General features: G+C 73.7%; 18 protein-coding genes. 10 read left to right on the top strand and 8 right to left on the bottom strand.

Translation table 11 applies throughout. The features are described from left to right. Positions 1-47: 47 nt before the first annotated feature. The 5 genes from DRV96_RS03155 to DRV96_RS03135 all read left to right on the top strand — a co-directional run bounded on the left by DRV96_RS03155 (position 48) and on the right by DRV96_RS03135 (position 7,356). The gene (locus DRV96_RS03155) at positions 48-1,310 is read left to right on the top strand and encodes an MFS transporter (RefSeq protein WP_119287651.1); all 1,263 of its coding nucleotides are present in this window, start codon (positions 48-50) and stop codon (positions 1,308-1,310) included. A 14-nt stretch (positions 1,311-1,324) separates the two neighbouring features. Further along, positions 1,325-2,908: a glutamine-hydrolyzing GMP synthase gene (guaA, locus tag DRV96_RS03150; protein WP_119287649.1), complete on the top strand. Its 1,584-nt coding sequence runs from the start codon at positions 1,325-1,327 to the stop codon at positions 2,906-2,908. A 163-nt stretch (positions 2,909-3,071) separates the two neighbouring features. Then, positions 3,072-3,653, top strand: coding sequence for a tRNA adenosine(34) deaminase TadA (gene tadA / locus DRV96_RS03145; protein WP_119287647.1), 582 nt, complete (start codon positions 3,072-3,074; stop codon positions 3,651-3,653). Continuing rightward, positions 3,650-4,573, top strand: coding sequence for an LD-carboxypeptidase (locus DRV96_RS03140; RefSeq protein WP_119287645.1), 924 nt, complete (start codon positions 3,650-3,652; stop codon positions 4,571-4,573). Before tadA ends, DRV96_RS03140 begins: the two co-directional genes overlap by 4 nt. 167 nt (positions 4,574-4,740) lie before the next feature. After that, complete coding sequence (locus tag DRV96_RS03135; protein WP_162910928.1) at positions 4,741-7,356, top strand: TonB-dependent receptor domain-containing protein; 2,616 nt, start codon at positions 4,741-4,743, stop codon at positions 7,354-7,356. Positions 7,357-7,383: 27 nt separating this feature from the next. Here the strand turns inward: DRV96_RS03135 and DRV96_RS03130 are convergent, their stop codons facing one another. From DRV96_RS03130 to DRV96_RS03100, 7 genes are all read right to left on the bottom strand, one after another. Further along, positions 7,384-8,142, bottom strand: coding sequence for a 3-hydroxyacyl-CoA dehydrogenase (locus tag DRV96_RS03130; protein ID WP_119287640.1), 759 nt, complete (start codon positions 8,140-8,142; stop codon positions 7,384-7,386). A 103-nt stretch (positions 8,143-8,245) separates the two neighbouring features. Then, a complete protein-coding gene (adk, locus tag DRV96_RS03125; RefSeq protein WP_119287638.1) occupies positions 8,246-8,899 on the bottom strand; it encodes an adenylate kinase in 654 nt (217 codons plus the stop codon). Positions 8,900-9,041: 142 nt separating this feature from the next. Beyond that, the gene (kdsB, locus tag DRV96_RS03120; protein ID WP_119287636.1) at positions 9,042-9,827 is read right to left on the bottom strand and encodes a 3-deoxy-manno-octulosonate cytidylyltransferase; all 786 of its coding nucleotides are present in this window, start codon (positions 9,825-9,827) and stop codon (positions 9,042-9,044) included. A gap of 18 nt (positions 9,828-9,845) precedes the next feature. Further along, positions 9,846-10,043 carry a Trm112 family protein gene (locus DRV96_RS03115; RefSeq protein ID WP_119287634.1) on the bottom strand — a complete coding sequence of 66 codons (198 nt, stop codon included), beginning with the start codon at positions 10,041-10,043 and terminating at the stop codon, positions 9,846-9,848. Next, entirely contained in the window at positions 10,040-11,089 is a 1,050-nt protein-coding gene (lpxK, locus tag DRV96_RS03110; protein WP_119287631.1) for a tetraacyldisaccharide 4'-kinase, read from the bottom strand. The genes DRV96_RS03115 and lpxK overlap by 4 nt, the downstream gene beginning before the upstream one ends. 11 nt (positions 11,090-11,100) lie before the next feature. Continuing rightward, positions 11,101-11,526: an ExbD/TolR family protein gene (locus DRV96_RS03105; protein ID WP_119287629.1), complete on the bottom strand. Its 426-nt coding sequence runs from the start codon at positions 11,524-11,526 to the stop codon at positions 11,101-11,103. Positions 11,527-11,551: 25 nt separating this feature from the next. Further along, a complete protein-coding gene (locus DRV96_RS03100; protein ID WP_119287626.1) occupies positions 11,552-12,187 on the bottom strand; it encodes a MotA/TolQ/ExbB proton channel family protein in 636 nt (211 codons plus the stop codon). 353 nt (positions 12,188-12,540) lie between these two features. On the opposite strand from DRV96_RS03100, the gene xseA reads away from it, so the two are divergent. The 4 genes from xseA (at position 12,541) to DRV96_RS03085 (ending at position 16,728) form a co-directional block, all read left to right on the top strand. Next, positions 12,541-13,851, top strand: a complete 1,311-nt coding sequence (gene xseA, locus DRV96_RS18515) for an exodeoxyribonuclease VII large subunit (RefSeq protein ID WP_235823256.1) — start codon at positions 12,541-12,543, stop codon at positions 13,849-13,851. A 150-nt stretch (positions 13,852-14,001) separates the two neighbouring features. Continuing rightward, positions 14,002-14,589: a superoxide dismutase gene (locus DRV96_RS18510; protein WP_235823255.1), complete on the top strand. Its 588-nt coding sequence runs from the start codon at positions 14,002-14,004 to the stop codon at positions 14,587-14,589. Positions 14,590-14,615: 26 nt separating this feature from the next. After that, positions 14,616-15,296: a response regulator gene (locus DRV96_RS03090; protein WP_119287623.1), complete on the top strand. Its 681-nt coding sequence runs from the start codon at positions 14,616-14,618 to the stop codon at positions 15,294-15,296. Between the two features lie 4 nt (positions 15,297-15,300). Beyond that, a complete protein-coding gene (locus DRV96_RS03085) occupies positions 15,301-16,728 on the top strand; it encodes a sensor histidine kinase (protein WP_119287621.1) in 1,428 nt (475 codons plus the stop codon). Positions 16,729-16,751: 23 nt separating this feature from the next. On the opposite strand, the gene DRV96_RS03080 is transcribed toward DRV96_RS03085, so the two are convergent. Beyond that, the gene (locus DRV96_RS03080) at positions 16,752-17,234 is read right to left on the bottom strand and encodes a DUF192 domain-containing protein (RefSeq protein ID WP_119287619.1); all 483 of its coding nucleotides are present in this window, start codon (positions 17,232-17,234) and stop codon (positions 16,752-16,754) included. A 69-nt stretch (positions 17,235-17,303) separates the two neighbouring features. Here DRV96_RS03080 and DRV96_RS03075 point away from each other — a divergent pair, with 69 nt between their 5' ends. Further along, entirely contained in the window at positions 17,304-19,562 is a 2,259-nt protein-coding gene (locus DRV96_RS03075) for a heavy metal translocating P-type ATPase (protein ID WP_119287617.1), read from the top strand. The last annotated feature ends 26 nt before the right edge of the window (positions 19,563-19,588 follow it).

The raw sequence follows: 19,588 nt of genomic DNA, 5'->3' as shown, positions 1-19,588 counted from the left end.
TCCCGCCGCGTCAGATCCGTCGCCGCCGGCTGCCGGTGGCCCGCGCCATGGCCGCGGTGAGCGGGCCGGCGCCGCGCGCTGCGCGCGCGCCGGCGATGCCGTTCATCCTCGTCGCGGTGCTGATCGACATGGTGTCGGTCGGCCTGATCATCCCGGTGCTGCCGGCGCTGGTGGGCACCTTCACCGGCAGCCAGGCCGACCAGGCGTTCTGGTACGGCGCGGTCGCGTTCGCGTTCGGCGTCGCGAGCTTCCTGTCGGCGCCCGTGCTCGGCGGCCTGTCGGACCGCGTCGGCCGCCGCCCGGTGCTGCTGCTGGGCTTCGCGGGGCTGGCGCTGAACTTCTACGCCACCGCGCTCGCGTCGGCGCTGTGGGTCATCGTGCTCGCGCGGCTGTTCGGCGGCGCGATGCAGGCCAACATCGCGGTCGCGCAGGCCTACGTCGCCGACATCACCGAGCCGGCACAGCGCGCGCGGCGCTTCGGGCTGCTGGGCGCGATGTTCGGCATCGGCTACACGCTCGGGCCCGTGATCGGCGGCGTGCTCGGCAGCATCGACCTGCACCTGCCGTTCTGGGTCGCGGGCACGCTCGCGCTGGCCAACACGCTGTACGGCGCGTTCGTGCTGCCCGAGTCGCTGCCGCACGACAGGCGCCAGCCCTTCGACTGGAAGCGCGCCAACCCGGTAGCCGGTTTCAGGGCGCTCGCGCAGCTGCGCGGCGTCGGGCCGCTGGTGTGGGTCATCGCGCTGGCGGGCCTGGCGCAGTTCACGATGCACATGAGCTGGGTGCTCTACACGACGTTCAAGTTCGGCTGGGGCCCGAAGGAGAACGGCTGGTCGCTGTTCGCCGTCGGCGTGATGGCGGCCATCGTCCAGGGCGGGCTGATGAAGCGCCTGCTCGAGCGCTTCTCGCCGCGGCGCCTGGCCGCGCTCGGGCTCGTGTCGTCGACGCTGTGCTACCTCGCGTGGGGGCTGGCCACCGAGGGCTGGATGATGATCGCGATCATCGTGCTCAACCTGTTCGGCTTCACGACGGTGGTCGCGATCCAGAGCCTGATGTCCAACGCCGCCGGCGAGCACGAGCAGGGACGCACGATGGGCTCGATCGCGTCGCTCAACAGCCTGATGGGCGTCGCTGCACCGGTGATTGCCGCGGCGCTGCTCGGCGCGGTGTCGCACCGCCCGCCCGGCGACGTGTGGATCGGGCTGCCGTTCTTCTTCTGCGCCGTGCTGCAGGGCATGGCCACCGTGGTGGCGATCCGCCACTTCCAGCGCGACCGCGCGTCGAATGCCGCCGCCCCGGCGGCGCCTTGAGGCCATCGCCGCCCATGCACGACAAGATCCTGATCCTCGACTTCGGCTCGCAGGTCACGCAGCTGATCGCACGCCGCGTGCGCGAGGCGCACGTGTACTGCGAGATCCACCCGAACGACGTCTGCGACGAGTTCGTCCGCGCGTTCGCGCCGAAGGGCATCATCCTGTCGGGCAGCCACGGCAGCACCTACGAGGACCACCAGCTGCGTGCGCCGCAGGCGGTGTGGGAGCTCGGCGTGCCGGTGCTCGGCATCTGCTACGGCATGCAGACGATGGCCGCGCAGCTCGGTGGCACCGTCGAGTGGAGCGACCAGCGCGAGTTCGGCTACGCCGAGGTGCGCGCGCGCGGCCACACGAAGCTGCTCGACGGCATCGAGGACTTCCGCACCCCCGAAGGCCACGGGATGCTGAAGGTGTGGATGAGCCACGGCGACAAGGTCACCGAGATGCCGCCGGGGTTCAAGCTGATGGCGTCCACCCCGAGCTGCCCGATCGCCGGCATGGCCGACGAGACGCGCGGCTACTACGGCGTGCAGTTCCACCCCGAGGTGACGCACACGGTGCAGGGGCGCGCGCTGCTCGAACGCTTCGTGCTGCAGATCTGCGGCGCCAAGCCCGACTGGATCATGCGCGACCACATCGCCGAAGCCGTCGAGGCCATCCGCGCACAGGTCGGCGACGAGGAGGTCATCCTCGGCCTGTCGGGCGGGGTCGACTCGAGCGTGGCCGCCGCACTGATCCATCGCGCGATCGGCGACCAGCTGACCTGCGTCTTCGTCGACCACGGGCTGCTGCGCCTGAACGAGGCGCAGATGGTGATGGACATGTTCGTCGGCCGCCTGCACGCGAAGGTCGTGCACGTCGACGCGAGCGAGCAGTTCCTCGGCAAGCTCGCCGGTGTGGCCGACCCCGAGGCCAAGCGCAAGATCATCGGCGCCGAGTTCGTCGAGGTCTTCCAGCGCGAGGCCGCCAAGCTCGCGAACGCGAAGTGGCTCGCGCAGGGCACGATCTACCCCGACGTCATCGAGAGCGGCGGCGCGAAGACGAAGAAGGCCACGACGATCAAGAGCCACCACAACGTCGGCGGGCTGCCGCAGACGCTCGGCCTGAAGCTGCTCGAGCCGCTGCGCGACCTGTTCAAGGACGAGGTGCGCGAGCTCGGCGTCGCGCTCGGGCTGCCGGCCGAGATGGTCTACCGCCACCCGTTCCCGGGCCCGGGGCTGGGCGTGCGCATCCTCGGCGAGGTGAAGAAGGAGTACGCCGACTTGCTGCGCCGCGCCGACGCGATCTTCATCGACGAGTTGCGCGCGTGGACCGACGAGGCCACCGGCAAGAGCTGGTACGACCTGACGAGCCAGGCCTTCGCGGTGTTCCTGCCGGTCAAGTCGGTCGGCGTGATGGGCGACGGCCGCACCTACGACCACGTCGTCGCGCTGCGCGCGGTGCACACGAGCGACTTCATGACCGCCGACTGGGCCGAGCTGCCGTACGCGCTGCTGAAGAAGGTCTCGAGCCGCATCATCAACGAAGTTCGCGGCATCAACCGCGTCGTCTACGACGTCAGCTCGAAGCCGCCGGCGACGATCGAGTGGGAGTGATCCAGACTCACGGCCAGCCGTCCGGGAGCCGGCAGAGGCGTCCGACCGTGGGGGTGTCGAGCCGGTTCGCTGCGGCCTCCGCCGTGCGACCGACCCCGCTGCGCGTGGCCGTTGGTGCGCCGGGGGCCTTGCCGCAGGCGGCTGCGGGGCCCGATGAAATGCCATGAGCGACGACGCGCCGCCCGAAGACCCCGACCTCGCCGGCATGCGCCTCGCGCTCGATCAGGCGCACAACGCGCTGCTCGTCGGCGAGGTGCCGGTGGGTGCCGTGATCGTGCGTCGCACCGACGCGGGCGTGCAGGTCGTGGCCACCGGCTACAACCGCCCGATCACGACGCACGACCCGACGGCGCACGCCGAGATCGTCGCGCTGCGCCACGCGGCGACGCTGCTCGAGAACTACCGCCTGCCCGACTGCGAGCTGTACGTGACGCTCGAGCCGTGCGCGATGTGCGCGATGGCGCTGATGCACGCGCGCGTCAAGCGCGTCGTCTTCGGCGCCTGGGACCCGAAGACGGGCGCGGCCGGCTCGGTCGTCGACCTGTTCGCCGACAGCCGTCTGAACCACCACACCGACGTGCGCGGCGGCGTGCTCGGCGAGGCCTGCGGCCAGCTGCTGCGCGACTTCTTCGCCGCGCGGCGCGCGCAGCAGCGCGCGAGCCGTCGCCCCCCCGGGGCCGACGACGACGCACCGATCCCGACCGGCGACGTCATCGAAGGCGACCTCTTCAACCCCGACGCATGAGCACGCTGACCCTGTTCTCGCCTTCCGGCGCGGTGGCGCGCGCCGCGCCGCTGAAGCTCGCGGTGAAGCGGCTGACCGCGCTGGGCTTCGACGTGCACGTCGACGAGGCGGCGCTGGCGCGGCACCAGCGCTTTGCCGGCGACGACGACACGCGGCTGGCCGCGGTGCACCGCGTCGCACGCGCGGCGCCGCACGTCGCGCTGGCCACGCGCGGCGGCTACGGTCTGTCGCGCCTGCTCGACCGGCTCGACTGGGCGCTGCTCGCGCGCAGCGTCGAGCGCGGCACGCGCTGGGTCGGCTACAGCGACCTGACGGCGCTGCTGCTCGCGCTGTGGGCGCACGAGGGCGTCTCCGGCTGGGCCGGACCGCTGGCGCTCGACGACTTCGGCCGCCGCGACGCCGAAGGCGGCACCGACGAGGTGACGGTCGGCGCCTTCGTCGAGGCGATGGCCGGCGAGCTGGAGGCGATCGGGTTTCGCACCGAGGCCGGGCTCGACGGCGTCGACGTGCGCGGGCCGCTGTGGGGCGGCAACCTGACGATGGTCGTCTCGCTGCTCGGCACGCGCCACTGGCCCGCGCGGCGCGTGCGCGGCGGGCTGCTGTTCCTCGAGGACGTCGCCGAGCACCCGTACCGCGTCGAGCGCATGCTGCTGCAGCTGCACCACGCCGGTGTGCTCGATGCGCAGCGCGCCGTGCTGCTCGGCGACTTCGGCGGCTGGAAGCCGTCGCCGCTGGACCGCGGCTACGGCCTGCGCGACGTCGTCGCGCACCTGCGCCGCGTCACGCGCACACCGATCGTCACCGGGCTGCCGATCGGCCACGTGCCGCGCACCAAGCTGTCGCTGCCGGTGGGACGGCGCGCGCAGCTCGTCGTCGATCGGCGCACCGCGTGGCTGGCCTGGGGGCATGGCCGAGGGTGAGCCCGTAGGGCTTGCCCGCAGTCGGCGTCGACCGCCGACGAACGGACAATCCGGTGCACGGCGAGGTCCGGCGACGTCGCGGCCCGCCGCATGAGCGGAACACGCGGTCGACAGCACAGATGACGACGAGGAGGGCACACCGGCGCGCGCGGATCGGCGCCGCTTTCGTGGCCGTCTGCGCGGTCGCGCAGGCGCAGCCGGGCGACGCGCAGCGCATCGAGATCACGGGCTCGGCGGTGCGCCGCATCGCCGCCGAGGGGGCCCTGCCGGTGCAGACGATCACGCGCGCGCAGATCGAGCAGTCGGGTGCGACGTCGCTGGAGGAACTCGTGCAGTCGCTGCCGGCGATGCACGGCTTCACCAACGACGCCGCGTCGGTCGGCGGCGGCGGCACCGGCTTCGCCGGTGCGTCGCTGCACAACCTCGGCGAGGGCCGCACGCTGGTGCTGCTCAACGGGCGGCGGCTCGCGCCGTTCGCCGGGCAGACGATCACTGGCGCGTTCGCCGGCATCGACCTGAGCACGATCCCGCTGGCCGCCGTCGAGCGCATCGAGATCCTCGCCGACGGCGCGTCGGCGCTGTACGGCGCCGACGCGGTGGCCGGCGTCGTCAACGTCGTCACGCGGCGGCACTTCGCCGACGCGCGTGTCGATGCCGGCCTGTGGGTCCCGTCCGGTGGCGCGCAGGAGCAGCGCGTCGCGCTGGCGCAAGGCTTCGGCGACTTCGGCGCCGACGGCCACAACGTCACCGTCGCGCTCGGCCTGCAGCGCCGCACGGCGCTCGAGGCGAGCGAGCGGCGCTTCGCGCGCTCGAGCGTGATTCCGCTGCGCTACCGGGGCCGCGATGCGGTGTTCCTGCTGCCTTCGGTGTACGCGACGCCGGCGAACGTCATCACCGCCGGCGACGACTTCGTCAACCCGTACCTGCTCGCCAACGGCAGCTGCCCGCCGAAGCACGTCGACCTCGGTGCGTACTACGGCGGCGCCTGGTGCTACTACGACACGCAGGCCGACACGCAGGCGCTGCCGGCGCGCGAGCGCGCGACGCTGCTCGCGCAGGGCAGCATGCGGCTCGCCGGCGGGCACCACCTGTTCGGCGAGTTCCTCGCCGCGCGCACGACGACGACGAGCCGCATCACGCCGGTGCGCGCGCCGGCGCTCGAGCTCGACGACGACTTCGTGCTGTACCGGCTGGCCGACGCCGGCCGCCGCAAGCAGGACGAGCGCACGACGGCGCGCCACGCGGTGCTCGGCGTCGAGGGCATCGCTGCCGGGTGGGACTACGTCGCGACGCTGACGCACTCGCAGAACCGGCAGGCCACGCTGCTGCGCCGCGGCCACCTGCGCAGCACGCCGGTGCTCGACGCCCTGCTCGGCGGCGTCATCGACCCCTACGTGGCCGCGGGCGAGCAGTCCGACGCCGCGCGGCAGGTGCTGGCCGACGCGCAGATCACCGGCTTCTGGGAGGGCGGGCGCACGCAGCTGCAGGCCGCGCAGCTGCGCGGCAGCCGCGAGATCGGCGCGCTCGCCGGCGGGCCGCTGGCGCTGGCCGCCGGTGTGGGCATCGCGCGCGAGAGCTACCGCAAGACGGCGTCGCCGCTCGCGCAGGGCGTCGGCGACACGCGCTTCCTCGAGGACGCCGACATCGTCCCGTACGGCGCCGAGCGCACGCTGCGCGCCGTGTTCGCCGAACTGGTCGCGCCGCTGTCGCGCGCATTCGAGGCCACCGCGTCGCTGCGCCACGACACGACGTCGGACTTCGGCGCCGCGACGACGGCCAAGCTGTCGGCGCGCTGGCAGCCGCGGCGCGACTGGCTGCTGCGCGGGTCGGTGGGCACCGGGTTCAAGGCGCCGACGCTGTCGCAGGTGCAGGCCACACGCCAGCTCTACGGCGCGACGCTGAGCTACTACGACTGCACGCCCGAGCTGCAGGCCATTGCCGACGACCTCGGCGCCGTGTGCCCGCCCGACGGCTCGCAGTACAACGTCTACGCGCAGGGCAACGCCGCGCTGAAGCCCGAGAAGTCGCTGCAGTGGACGCTGGGCCTGCGCGTCGAGCCGCTCGACGCGCTGTCGATCGGCGCCGACCTGTGGCAGGTGCGGGTGCGCCGCGCGATCGGCCAGGTCAGCGACGCGACGATCTTCGCCGACCCGCTGGCCTGGCGCGACCTGTTCACGACCTACACCGACGCCACCGGCACCACCTACCTCGCGATGCTGCTGCCCAACCGCAACCTCGGCGAGCAGGTGCAGCGTGGCATCGACGTCGACGTGCGCGCGCGCGCGCGGCTGCCCGTGGGCGTGTGGACCAGCCAGCTCGCGCTGACGCACCACCTGAAGGACGCCTACCAGTTCGTGCCCGGCGGCGCGTACCACAGCAGCCTCGGGCGCTTCGGGCCCGACGGCGCGGTGACGTTCCGCTGGCAGGGGCGCTGGGTCAACGCGCTGGCCGCCGGCCGCTGGACGCACGCGCTCGCGGTCAACTTCCGCAGCGGCTACCGCGACCAGACGTACAGCGCCGACGACGGCGTCGTCTTCGACGTCGCCACCGGCGAGCCGATCGACTATGCCGGCCACGTGCGCTCGCACGTGACCTTCGACTGGCAGTCGCGCTGGCAGGTCGGCCGCGCGTCGGCGCTGACGCTCGGCGTGCTCAACGTCGCCGACCGCGCGCCGCCGCGCTCGCTGCTGTCGGCCGGCGGCGGCTTCGCGCTCGGCTACGACGACCGCTACTACGACCCGCGCGGGCGCACGTTCTACGCGAGCGTCGACCTCAGGTTCTGAGGCCGTCGCGCGGGCCGTGTACCGGCGTCACTTCGGCGCCAGGCGGATCGCGCCGTCGAGGCGGATCACCTCGCCGTTGAGCATGTCGTTCTCGATGATGTGCTTGACGAGTTTCGCGTAGTCTTCGGGCGTGCCCAGGCGGCTCGGGAACGGCACGCTGGCGGCGAGCGCGTCCTGCACCTCCTTGGGCATCGAGAACAGCATCGGCGTGCCGAAGATGCCCGGCGCGATCGTCATGTTGCGGATGCCGTTGCGCGCGAGGTCGCGCGCGATCGGCAGCGTCATGCCCACGACGCCGCCCTTGCTCGCGCTGTACGCGGCCTGCCCGATCTGGCCGTCGTAGGCGGCCACGCTCGCGGTGGAGATCAGCACGCCGCGCTCGCCAGTGGGCTCGGGCGCGTTCTTCGCCATCGCTTCGGCGGCGAGGCGGATCATGTTGAACGTGCCGACGAGGTTGACCATGATCGTCTTCGTGAAGACGGCCAGCGAGTGTGCGCCGTCCTTGCCGACCGTCTTCATCGCCGGGGCGATCCCGGCGCAGTTGACCAGCCCCATCAGCTTGCCCATCGACACCGCCTGCGCGACCGCGGCCTGCGCGTCGGCCTCCTGGCTGACGTCGCAGTGCACGTAGGCGCCGCCGATCTCGGCGGCCACGGCGCGGCCCTTGTCGTCCTGCAGGTCGGCGATGACGACCTTGCCGCCCTCGCGCGCGAGCATGCGCGCCGTGCCTTCGCCCAGACCGGACGCGCCGCCGGTGACGATGAAGACCTTGCCTGCGATGTCCATGGGAAACGCTCCTCGTGAAACGGTGGGACGGATTGACGTTCGCGTCGATTGTCGCGCAGCGAAAAGCCGCCCGAAGGCGGCTCGGCGCGGGCTGCGGCAGGACTCAGGAGAGCGCGGCGATCGCGCGCGCGGTGATCTCGTCGACGCTGCCCAGCCCGTCGATGCGGCGGTAGCGCGGCGCCTGCGGGTCGCCGGTGGCGGCCCACTGCGAGTAGTAGTCGACGAGCGGGCGCGTCTGCGCGTGGTAGACCTCGAGCCGCTTGCGCACCGTCTCCTCCTTGTCGTCGTCGCGCTGGATCAGGTCCTCGCCGGTGACGTCGTCCTTGCCGGCGACCTTCGGCGGGTTGAACTTGACGTGATAGGTGCGCCCCGACGCCGGGTGCACGCGCCGCCCGCTCATGCGCTCGATGATCGCGGCGTCGGGCACGTCGATCTCGAGCACGACGTCGAGCTTGACGCCGGCGGCCTTCATCGCCTCGGCCTGCGGGATCGTGCGCGGGAAGCCGTCGAAGAGGAAGCCGTTGGCACAGTCGGGCTGCGCGATGCGTTCCTTGACGAGGCCGATGATGATGTCGTCGCTGACGAGCTGCCCCGCGTCCATCACCTGCTTGGCCGCCAGCCCGACCGGCGTGCCGGCCTTGACGGCGGCGCGCAGCATGTCGCCGGTCGAGATCTGCGGGATGCCGAAGCGCTGGCAGATGAAGGCCGCTTGCGTGCCCTTGCCGGCGCCGGGGGGGCCGAGCAGGATCAGTCTCATCGGGGGTCCTCGTGCGTTGTCGTGGGCGGTGCGGCGCGGGCGGCCTCGGCCAGCCGGCCTCGCGTCTTGTCTCGAATCGAGAATATCACGCGGGTCCCTGCGCGAGGCTGACGGCACAGCCGTGCCCGTCGCGCCGCCGCGCTCAGTCGCCCCACCAGGCGCGTGCCTGCGCGGCGTCGGCGGCCAGCGCGCGCACGCGCTCGAGGTCGGCCGGCGTGTCGACGCCGGCGCCGGGCGCCTCGGCGCACACGTGCACCGCGATGCGCTCGCCGTGCCACAGCACGCGCAGCTGCTCGAGCGACTCGACCGTCTCCAGCGGCGACGGTGGCAGCGCCGGGAAGCGGCGCAGGAACGCAGCGCGGTACGCGTACAGGCCCACGTGGCGCAGCGGTGCCGGCGCGGGCAGCGCCGTGATGCCGCCGGCGTTGCCGTCGCGCCACCACGGCAGCGGCGCGCGGCTGAAGTACAGCGCGCGGCCGGCCGCGTCGCAGACGACCTTGACGACGTTCGGGTTGACGAAGTCGGCCACCGACTCGATCGCGTGCGCCGCGGTGGCCATCACGCAGTCGCCGCGCTGCCGCAGCAGCGCCGCGCACGCGTCGATCAGCGCCGGGTCGATCAGCGGCTCGTCGCCCTGCACGTTGACGACGATGTCGTCGCCGTCGAGCCGGAGCTGCTCGCACGCCTCGGCGAGGCGGTCGCTGCCGCTGGCGTGGTCGGGGCGCGTCATCAGCGCACGCACGCCGTGCGCGGCGCAGGCGGCGATGGTGCGCGCGTCGTCGGCGGCGACGACGACCGCCGTGGCCCCCGAGCGGCGGGCGCGCTGCGCGACGCGCACGACCATCGGTGCGCCGGCGATGTCGGCCAGCGGCTTGTCGGGCAGCCGCGTCGACGCGAGCCGCGCCGGAATCAGGACGGTGAAGCCCACGCCGCAGCCCCTGTGTGCTCAGGGCGTCGGCGGCAGTTCGACCGGGCGGGCCTCCTGCTCGAGCATCACCGGGATGCCGTCGACGATCGGGAACGCCAGGCGGTCGGCCGGGCACACCAGCTCGCTCGGGCGCATCTGCTCGTCGCGCTGCAGCTCGAGCGGCCCCTTGCAGACCGGGCATACCAGCAGTTCGATCAGGCGGTGGTCGAGCGTCATCGTCGGGTCTCGGTGGGCGCCGGCAGCGCCGCGGCCAGCGCGGCGTCGAAGGCAGGGTCGAACGCGAAGTCTAGCGGGGCGACCCATACCCGCGTCGCGCCGACGCGCGCCGGGTCGAGTTTGACGGCGTCTTTCTCGGTGACGACGACGTCGCGCGTGTCCGCGGGCCACGGCAGCGTCGCGTAGTCGTGGTGGTCGGGCAGCGGCAGGCGCTCGAACGCGAGGCCCTGCGCCTCGAGCATCGCGAAGAAGCGCTGCGGCGACGCGATGCCGGCGGCGGCCCGCAGCGGCCGCCCGCGCAGCGCCGCGAGCGCGGCGGCCGTCGGCGGCTCGCCGCGCCACCACGCGTCGAGCGCGACGGCCCCCGCGAGTGCGCGGCGCACGCAGCTGCCGGGCCACGGCGTCGTCGGCCGCTCGGCGTTGTACAGCACGAGGGTGCGCGGCGGCACCTGGCGCGGCATCGGCGCGCGCAGCGGCCCGGCGGGCAGCCGCAGGCCGTTGCCGATGCCGCGTTCGTCGAACACGACGATCGCGAGGTCGCGCGGCAGCCGGTCGTGCTGCAGCCCGTCGTCGCTGACCACCACGTCGACCTGCGGGTGCGCGCGCAGCAGCGCCCGTGCCGCGGCGACGCGGTCACGCCCGACGACGACCGGCACGCCGGTGCGCCGCGCGATCAGCCGCGGCTCGTCGCCGACGTCGGCCGCCGTCGCGGTGGCGTCGACGGCGCGCACGGCGTCACCGCGTCGGCCGTAGCCGCGCGAGACGACGCCGGGATGCCAACCGTGGGCGCGCAGCCAGCGCACGAGCGCGATCACGGTCGGCGTCTTGCCGGCACCCCCGACGACGAGGTTGCCGACGACGACGACCGGCACCGGCAGCGGCGCAGGGCGGCGCAGACCCACGCGGTACGGCCAGTGCAGGACCGCCGCGACGGCGGCGTACAGCCAAGACAGCGGCTGCAGCGCGCGCGCGAGCAGGCTCGGCCGCGCGCGCCACGCGTGGCGTTGCCACAGTGCCTCGAGGCCGGTGAGGCCGGCGGCGGTCACCGCGCGGCGCTCTAGCGGCCGGCCGCGTCGGTCTGCGCGGCGAAGGTCAGGCGCGCGAGCCCCGCGCGGCGCGCGGCGTCGAGCACGTTGACGACCGACTGGTGCGCGGCAGTGGCGTCGGCGCTGATGATGACGACCGGGTCCTGCCGGCCCTGGGCGGCCTGCACGAGTGCCTGCGTCAGCGCCTCGACGGCCGGCCCGCCGGGCAGCGGCGTGCGGTCGACGACGTAGCGCCCGTCGGCGCCGACGGCGACGACGATCTCGTGCGGGCGCTGCTGCAGCCGCTCGGCGTCGGCGGTGGGCAGCGTCAGCTGCAGTTCAGTGAAGCGCGAGTAGGTGGTGGTCAGCATCAGGAAGATGAGGATCACCAGCAGGATGTCGATGAACGGGATCAGGTTGATCTCCGGATCCTCGCCGCGCTGCTTGCGGAAGTTCATGACGGACTCGCGGCCGGGCCGTGGCTCACTGCGGCGGGCGCACGACGAAGCGCATCAGGTGCGGCACGAGGCGCTCGGCCGCGTGCTCCATCTCGAGCGTGAACTCGTCGACGCGGCCGCGAAAGAAGCGGTAGAACATCATCGTCGGGATCGCGATGATCAGCCCGAACGCGGTGTTGTACAGCGCGATCGAGATGCCGCGACCGAGCTGCTCGGGGTTGGTCGCGACGCCCGACGCGCCCTGCGCGGCAAAGATCTCGATCATCCCTACGACGGTGCCGAGCAGCCCGAGCAGCGGCGCGGCGCTGGCGATCGTGCCCAGCGTGTTGAGGTAGCGCTCGAGCAGGTGCACGGCGCGCCGGCCCGCGCTCTCGAACGACTGGCGCAGCGCCTCCTCGGTGATGCGCGGGTCGGCGACGACGCTGCGCAGCCCGGCGGCCAGCACGCTGCCGAGCACCGAACTCTCGGCGAGCTTGTTGACGACGTCGGCCGGCGGCAGCGAGCTGCGCGTGACGCCGATGACCTCGTCGACCAGCGTCGGCGGGGCGACGCGCTTGGCCCGCAGCGTCAGCAGCCGCTCGATGATGAGCGCCAGCGCGACGATCGAGCACAGGATCAGCGGCCAGATCGGCCAGCCGGCGGCTTGGATGATCGAGATCAACGGCGTCCTCGTTGTGCGTCGGCGCGGCTCGGCGCCTGGATGATGCGGGGTCGGCGGGCGCGATTATCACCGTTGCCCTGCGCGCGACCGGCCGCAACTGACGGCGCTTTGGCCGACAATCCACCGTTTCTGTGGACAACATTGTGGGCAACGCGTCGACGCCTGCGCCAAAGGCGCGCGACGACGCGACACCGGTCGGTCTGCACAAGCTTTGAGCAGCGAAAAACCATTGCACATCAAGCACTTGCACGGAAGTGACAGCACTGTGACGGCGTTCGCGAGGCGGCGTCGCAGCGGCGTCTTCCTTGTGGAGTTCTCGCGGCGCCGGCGCGCGCGCACCGGGCGGGTGCGCCTTGGCTGACGCACCGTCGGCGTCCGCGCCGCAGGTGTGGGGCGTCGCGGCGCTGCTGCTAGCCATCGGCGATGCGCTGGCCGCGCGCTTCGGCGCGGTGGCCGTCGCCGGCGAGCTGTCGGGTTTCTCGCGCGCGCCCAGCGGGCACTGCTACTTCACGCTGAAAGACGCCGACGGCGACGCCGCGACGCTGCGCTGCGCGATGTTCCGTCGCGCGGCGTCGCTGCTCGACTTCGTGCCGCGCGACGGGCAGCGCGTGACGCTGCGCGGGCGGCTGGCGGTGTACGAACCGCGCGGCGAGCTGCAGCTCGTCGTCGAGTCGATGCGCCCGGCCGGCGAGGGCACGCTGTACGAACAGTTCCTTCGCCTGAAGGCCCGGCTCGAGGCCGAGGGCCTGTTCGACGCCTCGCGCAAGCGGGCGCTGCCGCGCTTCCCGCGCGCCGTGGGCGTCGTCACGTCGCTCGCCGCCGCGGCGCTGCACGACGTGCTCAGTGCCCTGGCGCGGCGCGCGCCGCAGGTGCGCGTCGTCGTCTACCCGGCGCCGGTGCAGGGCCCCGACGCGCCGCCGGCGCTCGCGGCGGCGATCGGCACCGCGGCGCGGCGCGCCGAGGTCGACACGCTGATCGTCTGCCGCGGCGGCGGTTCGCTCGAAGACCTGTGGGCATTCAACGACGAGCGCGTCGTGCGCGCGATCGCCGCGTCGCCGATCCCGGTGGTGTGCGGCGTCGGCCACGAGACCGACGTCACGCTGGCCGACTTCGCCGCCGACCTGCGCGCGCCGACGCCGACCGCGGCGGCCGAGCTCGCCGCGCCGTCGCAGCGGCAAGCGCTCGAGCAGCTCGACGCGCTGGCGCTGCGGCTGCACCGGCCGCTGCGGCGCACCCTCGATGCGCACGCGCAGCGCCTCGACCAGCGCGCGCTGCAGCTCGCGCGGCCGTCGGCGCTGCTGGCGGCGCACCGCCAGCGCCACGCGCTGCTCGCGCAGCGTCTGCTCGCGGCGCTGCGGCAGGCGCTGCAGCGCCAGCAGGGACGCGCGCCGCTGCTGGCGGCGCGTCTGCGCGGGGCGGTGCACGCGGGCCTGCAGCGGCGCGGCGCGGCACTGGACACGTGGCAGGCGCGGCTGGCCGCGCTCGACCCGGCGCAGGTGCTCGCGCGCGGCTATGCGTGGGTCACCGACGAGGCGCGGCGGCCGATCGTCTCGGCTGCGGCGCTCGCGTCCGGCCAGCGCGTGCACGCGGTGTGGGCCGACGGCGAGGCGAGTGCGCAGGTGCTCGACGTGCGGCTGCGCGGCGCCGACGAGCCGCCGCGCTGAGTGGGCGCCGCGGCGCGGCACCCGCCCGCGCGATGGGGCCATCGCACCGCGGCGTGGCCGCGCACCGGCCGCTGCCTACAATCGCGCCGCGTCACTGCTAGCGTCGTCGCCGCGCCGCACGCGGCGCCCCAACGAACCGAGGACCGAACCATGGAACACACGCTGCCGCCCCTGCCGTACCCGATCGACGCCCTCGCGCCGCACTACAGCCGCGAGACGCTCGAGTACCACCACGGCAAGCACCACAACGCCTACGTCGTCAACCTCAACAACCTGCAGAAGGGCACCGAGTACGAGTCGATGTCGCTCGAGGACATCGTGCGCAAGGCGCCCAACCCGAGCCCGGTCTACAACAACGCCGCGCAGGTGTGGAACCACACCTTCTTCTGGAACTGCATGAAGCCGGGCGGCGGCGGCGAGCCCACCGGCGCGCTGGCCGCGGCGATCAATGCCAAGTGGGGCAGCTACGCGGCGTTCAAGGAGGCGTTCGTCAAGAGCGCGGTCGGCAATTTCGGCTCGGGCTGGACGTGGCTCGTCAAGAAGCCCGACGGCAGTGTCGACATCGTCAACACCGGGGCGGCCGGCACGCCGCTGACCACCGCCGACAAGGCGCTGCTGACGGTCGACGTGTGGGAGCACGCCTACTACATCGACTACCGCAACCTGCGCCAGAAGTTCGTCGAGACCTTCCTCGACAAGCTGGTCAACTGGGACTTCGCGCAGAAGAACTTCGCCTGAGCGCCGGCGCCCGCGCCGCGGCCCGGATGCGCATCCTGCTCGTCGAGGACGACCCCGCGCTGAGCCTCGGCGTGGGGCGCGCCTTCGAGCGCGAGGGCTGGAGCGTCGACGTGCTGCACGACGGGCGCCCGGCGCTGGCGGCCGGCGACGTCGGGGTGTACGACGTCGCGGTGCTCGACTTGGGGCTGTCCGGCTGCGACGGCATGGACGTGCTGCGCCACTGGCGCGCACGCGGCGCGCGCGTTCCGGTGCTGCTGCTGACGGCGCGCGACGAACTCGGCGACCGCGTCGAGGGCCTGAATGCCGGCGCCGACGACTACCTCGTCAAGCCGTTCGACATTGCCGAGCTCGTCGCGCGCGTGCGCGCACTCAAGTGCCGTGCCGACGGGCGACTGTCCGAGCGCCTGACGCTGGGCGAGCTCGAGCTTGACCTGACGCAGCGCGAGCTGCGCTGGCGCGGGCAGCGCGTGCACATGAGCCCGCGCGAGCTGGCGCTGACCGAGCTGCTGATGCACAAGGCCGGCCGCGTCGTGCCGAAGGACAGCATCGTCGCGACGCTGTCGAGCTGGGAGGCCGATTTCAGCGAGAACTCGGTCGAGGTTTACGTGCACCGGCTGCGCAAGCGCTTCGCCGACCTCGGCGTCGTGATCAAGACGGTGCGCGGCTTCGGCTACGTGTTGGAGTGCGCGCCGGCGGCCGCCGCGTGACGCGATGACGGCGCCCGCGCCCGACGCGCCGCCGCGCCACGGGCCGAGCCTGCGCGCGCAGCTGCTCACGCCGCTGCTGTGGATCTGGCTGGTCGGCGGCCTGCTCGCCGGCGCCGGCGCCTACCGGCTCGCGCGCAGCAGCGTCGACGACGCGTTCGACCGCGGCCTGCAGGACCAGGCCTCGGCGCTCGCGGCCAAGGTGATGTGGACCGAGCGGGGCCCGCTGCTCGACGTCACGCGCCAGGCGATGGAAATCCTGACCTGGGACCGCGACGACCGCATCGCGTTCGCGATGCAGGACGTCGAGGGCAACATGCTCGCCGGCGACATCCTCGTGCCCGCGCCGCCCGAGCGCGACCGCGCCTACGAGGCCCCGCTGCTGTTCGACGGCGTCTACCGCGGCGAACCGGTGCGCGGTGCCGTGTTCTCGATCAAGTCACCGATGCTCGACCGCACGGTGTCGATCGTCGTCGTCGAGACGACCGGCAAGCGCGCGCAGTTGCAGCGGCGCATCCTGCTCGGCGTGTTGCTGCCCGGCGTCGGACTCAGTCTGCTGTCGATCGCGCTGATCGCCTGGGGCGTGCGGCGCGGGCTGCAGCCGCTGCGCGACGTCGCCAGCGACGTTGCCGCCCGCGCCAGCAGCGACTGGCAGCCGCTGCCGCTCGAGCGTATGCCGGCCGAGGCGGTGCCGCTGATCGAGCGCATCAACATGCTGATGGCCGACATGCAGCACGCCGCGCAGCTGCAGCGGCGCTTCGTCGCCGATGCCGCGCACCAGCTGCGCACGCCGGTCGCGGGGTTGCGCGTGCTCGCACAGGAGCTGCAGCGCGAGCTCGCGGCCGACGCCGGGGCCACCGCGGCCGGCTGGGCGCCGCTGCTGCAGCAGGTCGACGCGACGACGCAGCGGATGAACCGGCTGATCGGCCAGCTGCTGAGCCTGGCGCGCTCCGAGACCGCGCTGGGCGTCAACGGCGAGCAGGCGTCGCTGGACATCGTGCCACTGCTGCGCGAGGCGGCCGAGCCGCTCGTGCTGCAGGGCCTGCGCGAAGGACGCACGCTCGAGCTCGACGCGCCGGGCGAGCCGGTGGTCGCGCGCGCGCACCCGCTGTGGCTCGGCGAGGCGGTGATCAACCTGCTCGACAACGCGCGGCGCTACGGCGGCGAGCACGTGCTGCTGCGCGTGCGGCCGCTGCCCGCGGGCGGTGCCGAAGTCGTCGTCGAGGACGACGGCCCCGGCGTGCCGCCCGAGCACCTGCCGAAGCTGTTCGAGCCGTTCTGGCGCGGCGAGCGCGCCGACCTGCGCAACGACGGCGGCACCGGCCTGGGGCTGACGATCGCGCGCGAGATCGTCGAGCGGCTCGGCGGTCGCATTGAAGCCGCGAGTCGCCCGCAGGTGCCGGGCATGCGCTTCACGGTGCAGCTCGCGGCCTGAACGGTCGCGACGCCGCGTCGGCGTCAGTTGCCGAACGGCCCGCCCGCGAGGCGGAAGCCCGGGCCCACGGCGCGACGCGCGAACCAGCCGTGGTTCATCTCGAGCGCGTAGCGCACCGGCTTGGAGGAGCAGTGCGAGTCGAGCGACTGCGGCTGCATGTCGGCCAGGTTGACGATGGTGCCGTCGTCGGCGATGAAGGCGATCGACAGCGGCAGCAGCGTGTTCTTCATCCAGAAGCACTGCACCGCCGGCTGCTCGAACACGAACAGCATGCCCTCGTGCGTGGCCATCTCGCGCCGGTGCATCAGGCCCACCGCGCGCTGCTCGGGCGTGCGCGCGACCATCGCGACGATGTTGTGCATGCCGGCGCGCAGCGTCACCGTCGGCAGGCGCTGCGGCTCCTGCGCGTGCGCAACGCCGCCCGCGACGAGGGCGAGGACGAGCGCGACGGCGGCGAACCAGGCCGCTGCGCCGGGGGAGGTTGTGCTGGCCTTGATGTAGATCATGCCGATCGGGGACGCGCGCGCTAGATTATCGACCGTCCGGTCTCCGCACCCGGACCCGACGCCTACCCGATGACCTCCCTTGCCGCCGCGATGACCGCCGACGCCGTGTCTTCCGGCGCGGCGCCGCCGGCGCTGGCGGGCGACCTGCCGGGGCAGGCGACGCTGCGCATCGCGGGCATGTACTGCGCGGCGTGTGCGGGCACGATCGAGGCGGCGCTGCAGCAGGTCGACGGTGTCGGCGAGGCGCGCGTCAGCGCCGCCGCCGAGCGCGCGACGGTGCGCTGGGACCCGCGGCGCGCGAGCGTGGCCGACCTGGTCGCCGCGGTGCGCCGCGCCGGCTACGACGCCGCGCCCGACGCCGCCGCGCCGGCGCACGCGATGCGCCGCGCCGAGGCACGGCAGGCGCTGTGGCGGCTGTTCGTCGCGTGGTTCTGCATGATGCAGGTGATGATGCTCGCGTGGCCGAGCTACATCGCCGCGCCCGGCGAGTTGCCCGACGACCTGCGCCAGCTGCTCAACTGGGGCGCGTGGGTGCTGAGCATTCCCGTCGTGTGGTTGTCGGCGGCGCCGTTCTTCGCCGGCGCGTGGCGCAGCGTGCGCACGCGGCGCATCGGGATGGACGTGCCGGTCGCGCTCGGCGTCGCGGTGACCTTCGTCGCCAGCACCGGCGCGACGTTCGCGCCCGGCGGCGTGTTCGGCCACGAGGTCTACTTCGACTCGCTGACGATGTTCGTCGCGTTCCTGCTCGCCGGGCGCTGGCTCGAGATGCGTGCGCGCCACCGCGCCGCGGCGACGCTGGAGGCGGCACTGGCCGCGATGCCGCGCACTGCGTGGCGCTGCACCGACGCGGGTGGGGTCGAACGCGTCGACGTCGACGCGCTGCGTCCCGGCGACCGTGTGCAGGTGCCGCTGGGCGAGCCGTTCCCGGCCGACGGCGTGCTGCTCGAGGGGCCCACCGCGGCCGACGAGGCGCTGCTGACCGGCGAGTCGGAGCCGGTGGCGAAGGCGGCGGGCGACACGGTGGTGGCCGGCAGCGTCAACGTCGGTGCGCCGGTGCGGCTGCGCGTCGAGCGCGTCGGCGCCGACACGCGCTACCAGGCGATCGTCGCGCTGATGCAGCAGGCGCTGACGCAGCGCCCCGCGCTCGCGCGCATCGCCGACCGCTGGGCGACGCCGTTCCTGTGGATCGTGCTGCTGCTGGCCGGCGGCGCGGCGGCGGCGTGGAGCGTGATCGACCCCGAGCGCGCGGTGTGGGTCGCCGTGTCGGTGCTGATCGTCACGTGCCCGTGCGCGCTGTCGCTGGCCGCGCCGTCGGCGATGACGGCCGCGGCAGGCGCGCTCGCGCGCCGCGGCGTGCTGATCGCGCGCCTCGACGCGCTCGAGCCGCTGGCACAGGTACGCCGCCTGTTCGTCGACAAGACCGGCACGCTGACGGAGGATCGGCTCGAACTCGCCGCAGTGCGGCCGCTGTCGGCGCTGCCGACGACGCTGGCAGCGCAAGACGCGCTCAATGAGCTGCAGCGCCGCGCGGCGGCGCTCGCGTCGCGCTCGACACACCCACTGGCGCGTGCGCTCGCGGCAGCGACGCCCGCCGCCGACACCGCCGCGTGGCACGACGTGCGCGAGGTGCCGGGCCTCGGCCTATCGGGTGTCGATGCGCACGGGCGCACGTGGAAGCTCGGCCGGCCCGACTGGGTCGGCGCCGCGCAGGGCGATGCGGCGTTCGGCGACGAGCTGCGGCTGGCTTTCGGCCCCGACGGGCAGGCGTGGCTGGGCTTCGCGTTCGACGAGCGGCTGCGCGCCGACGCCGTCGAGACGCTGCGCGAGTTGCGCGCGCAGGGTGTCGACGTGAGGCTGCTGTCGGGCGACGCGGCATCGCGCGTCGAGCGGCTGGCCGCGCGGCTGGCTGCCGCCGGCGCGCCGCTGCCGGTGCAGGCGGCCGCCACGCCGGAGGACAAGCTCGCCGCGGTGCGCGCCGCGCAGGCCGACGGCGTGCGCGTCGCGATGGTCGGCGACGGCGTCAACGACGCGCCGGTGCTGGCGCAGGCCGACGTCGCGTTCGCGATGGGGCAGGGTGCGCTCGTCGCGCGCGCGACGGCCGATGCGATCGTCGTCGGCAACCGGCTCGCGAGCATCGCGCACGCGCGCCGCCTGGCGCAGCGCACGCTGCGCGTCGTGCGCCAGAACATCGTGTGGGCCGCGGCCTACAACGCGCTGAGCATCCCGCTCGCGCTGGCCGGCTGGCTGCCGCCGTGGGCCGCGGGGCTGGGCATGGCGCTGAGCTCGCTGCTCGTCGTCGGCAACTCGATGCGCCTGGCGCGCGACTGACACGCCCCTGACGGCCGAGCATCCCG

Source organism: Azohydromonas sediminis (assembly GCF_003574675.1).
GTDB lineage: Bacteria > Pseudomonadota > Gammaproteobacteria > Burkholderiales > Burkholderiaceae_C > Calidifontimicrobium > Calidifontimicrobium sediminis.
Note: the sequence above shows the minus strand (reverse complement) of the source record. Positions and strands in the feature narration are given on the sequence as shown.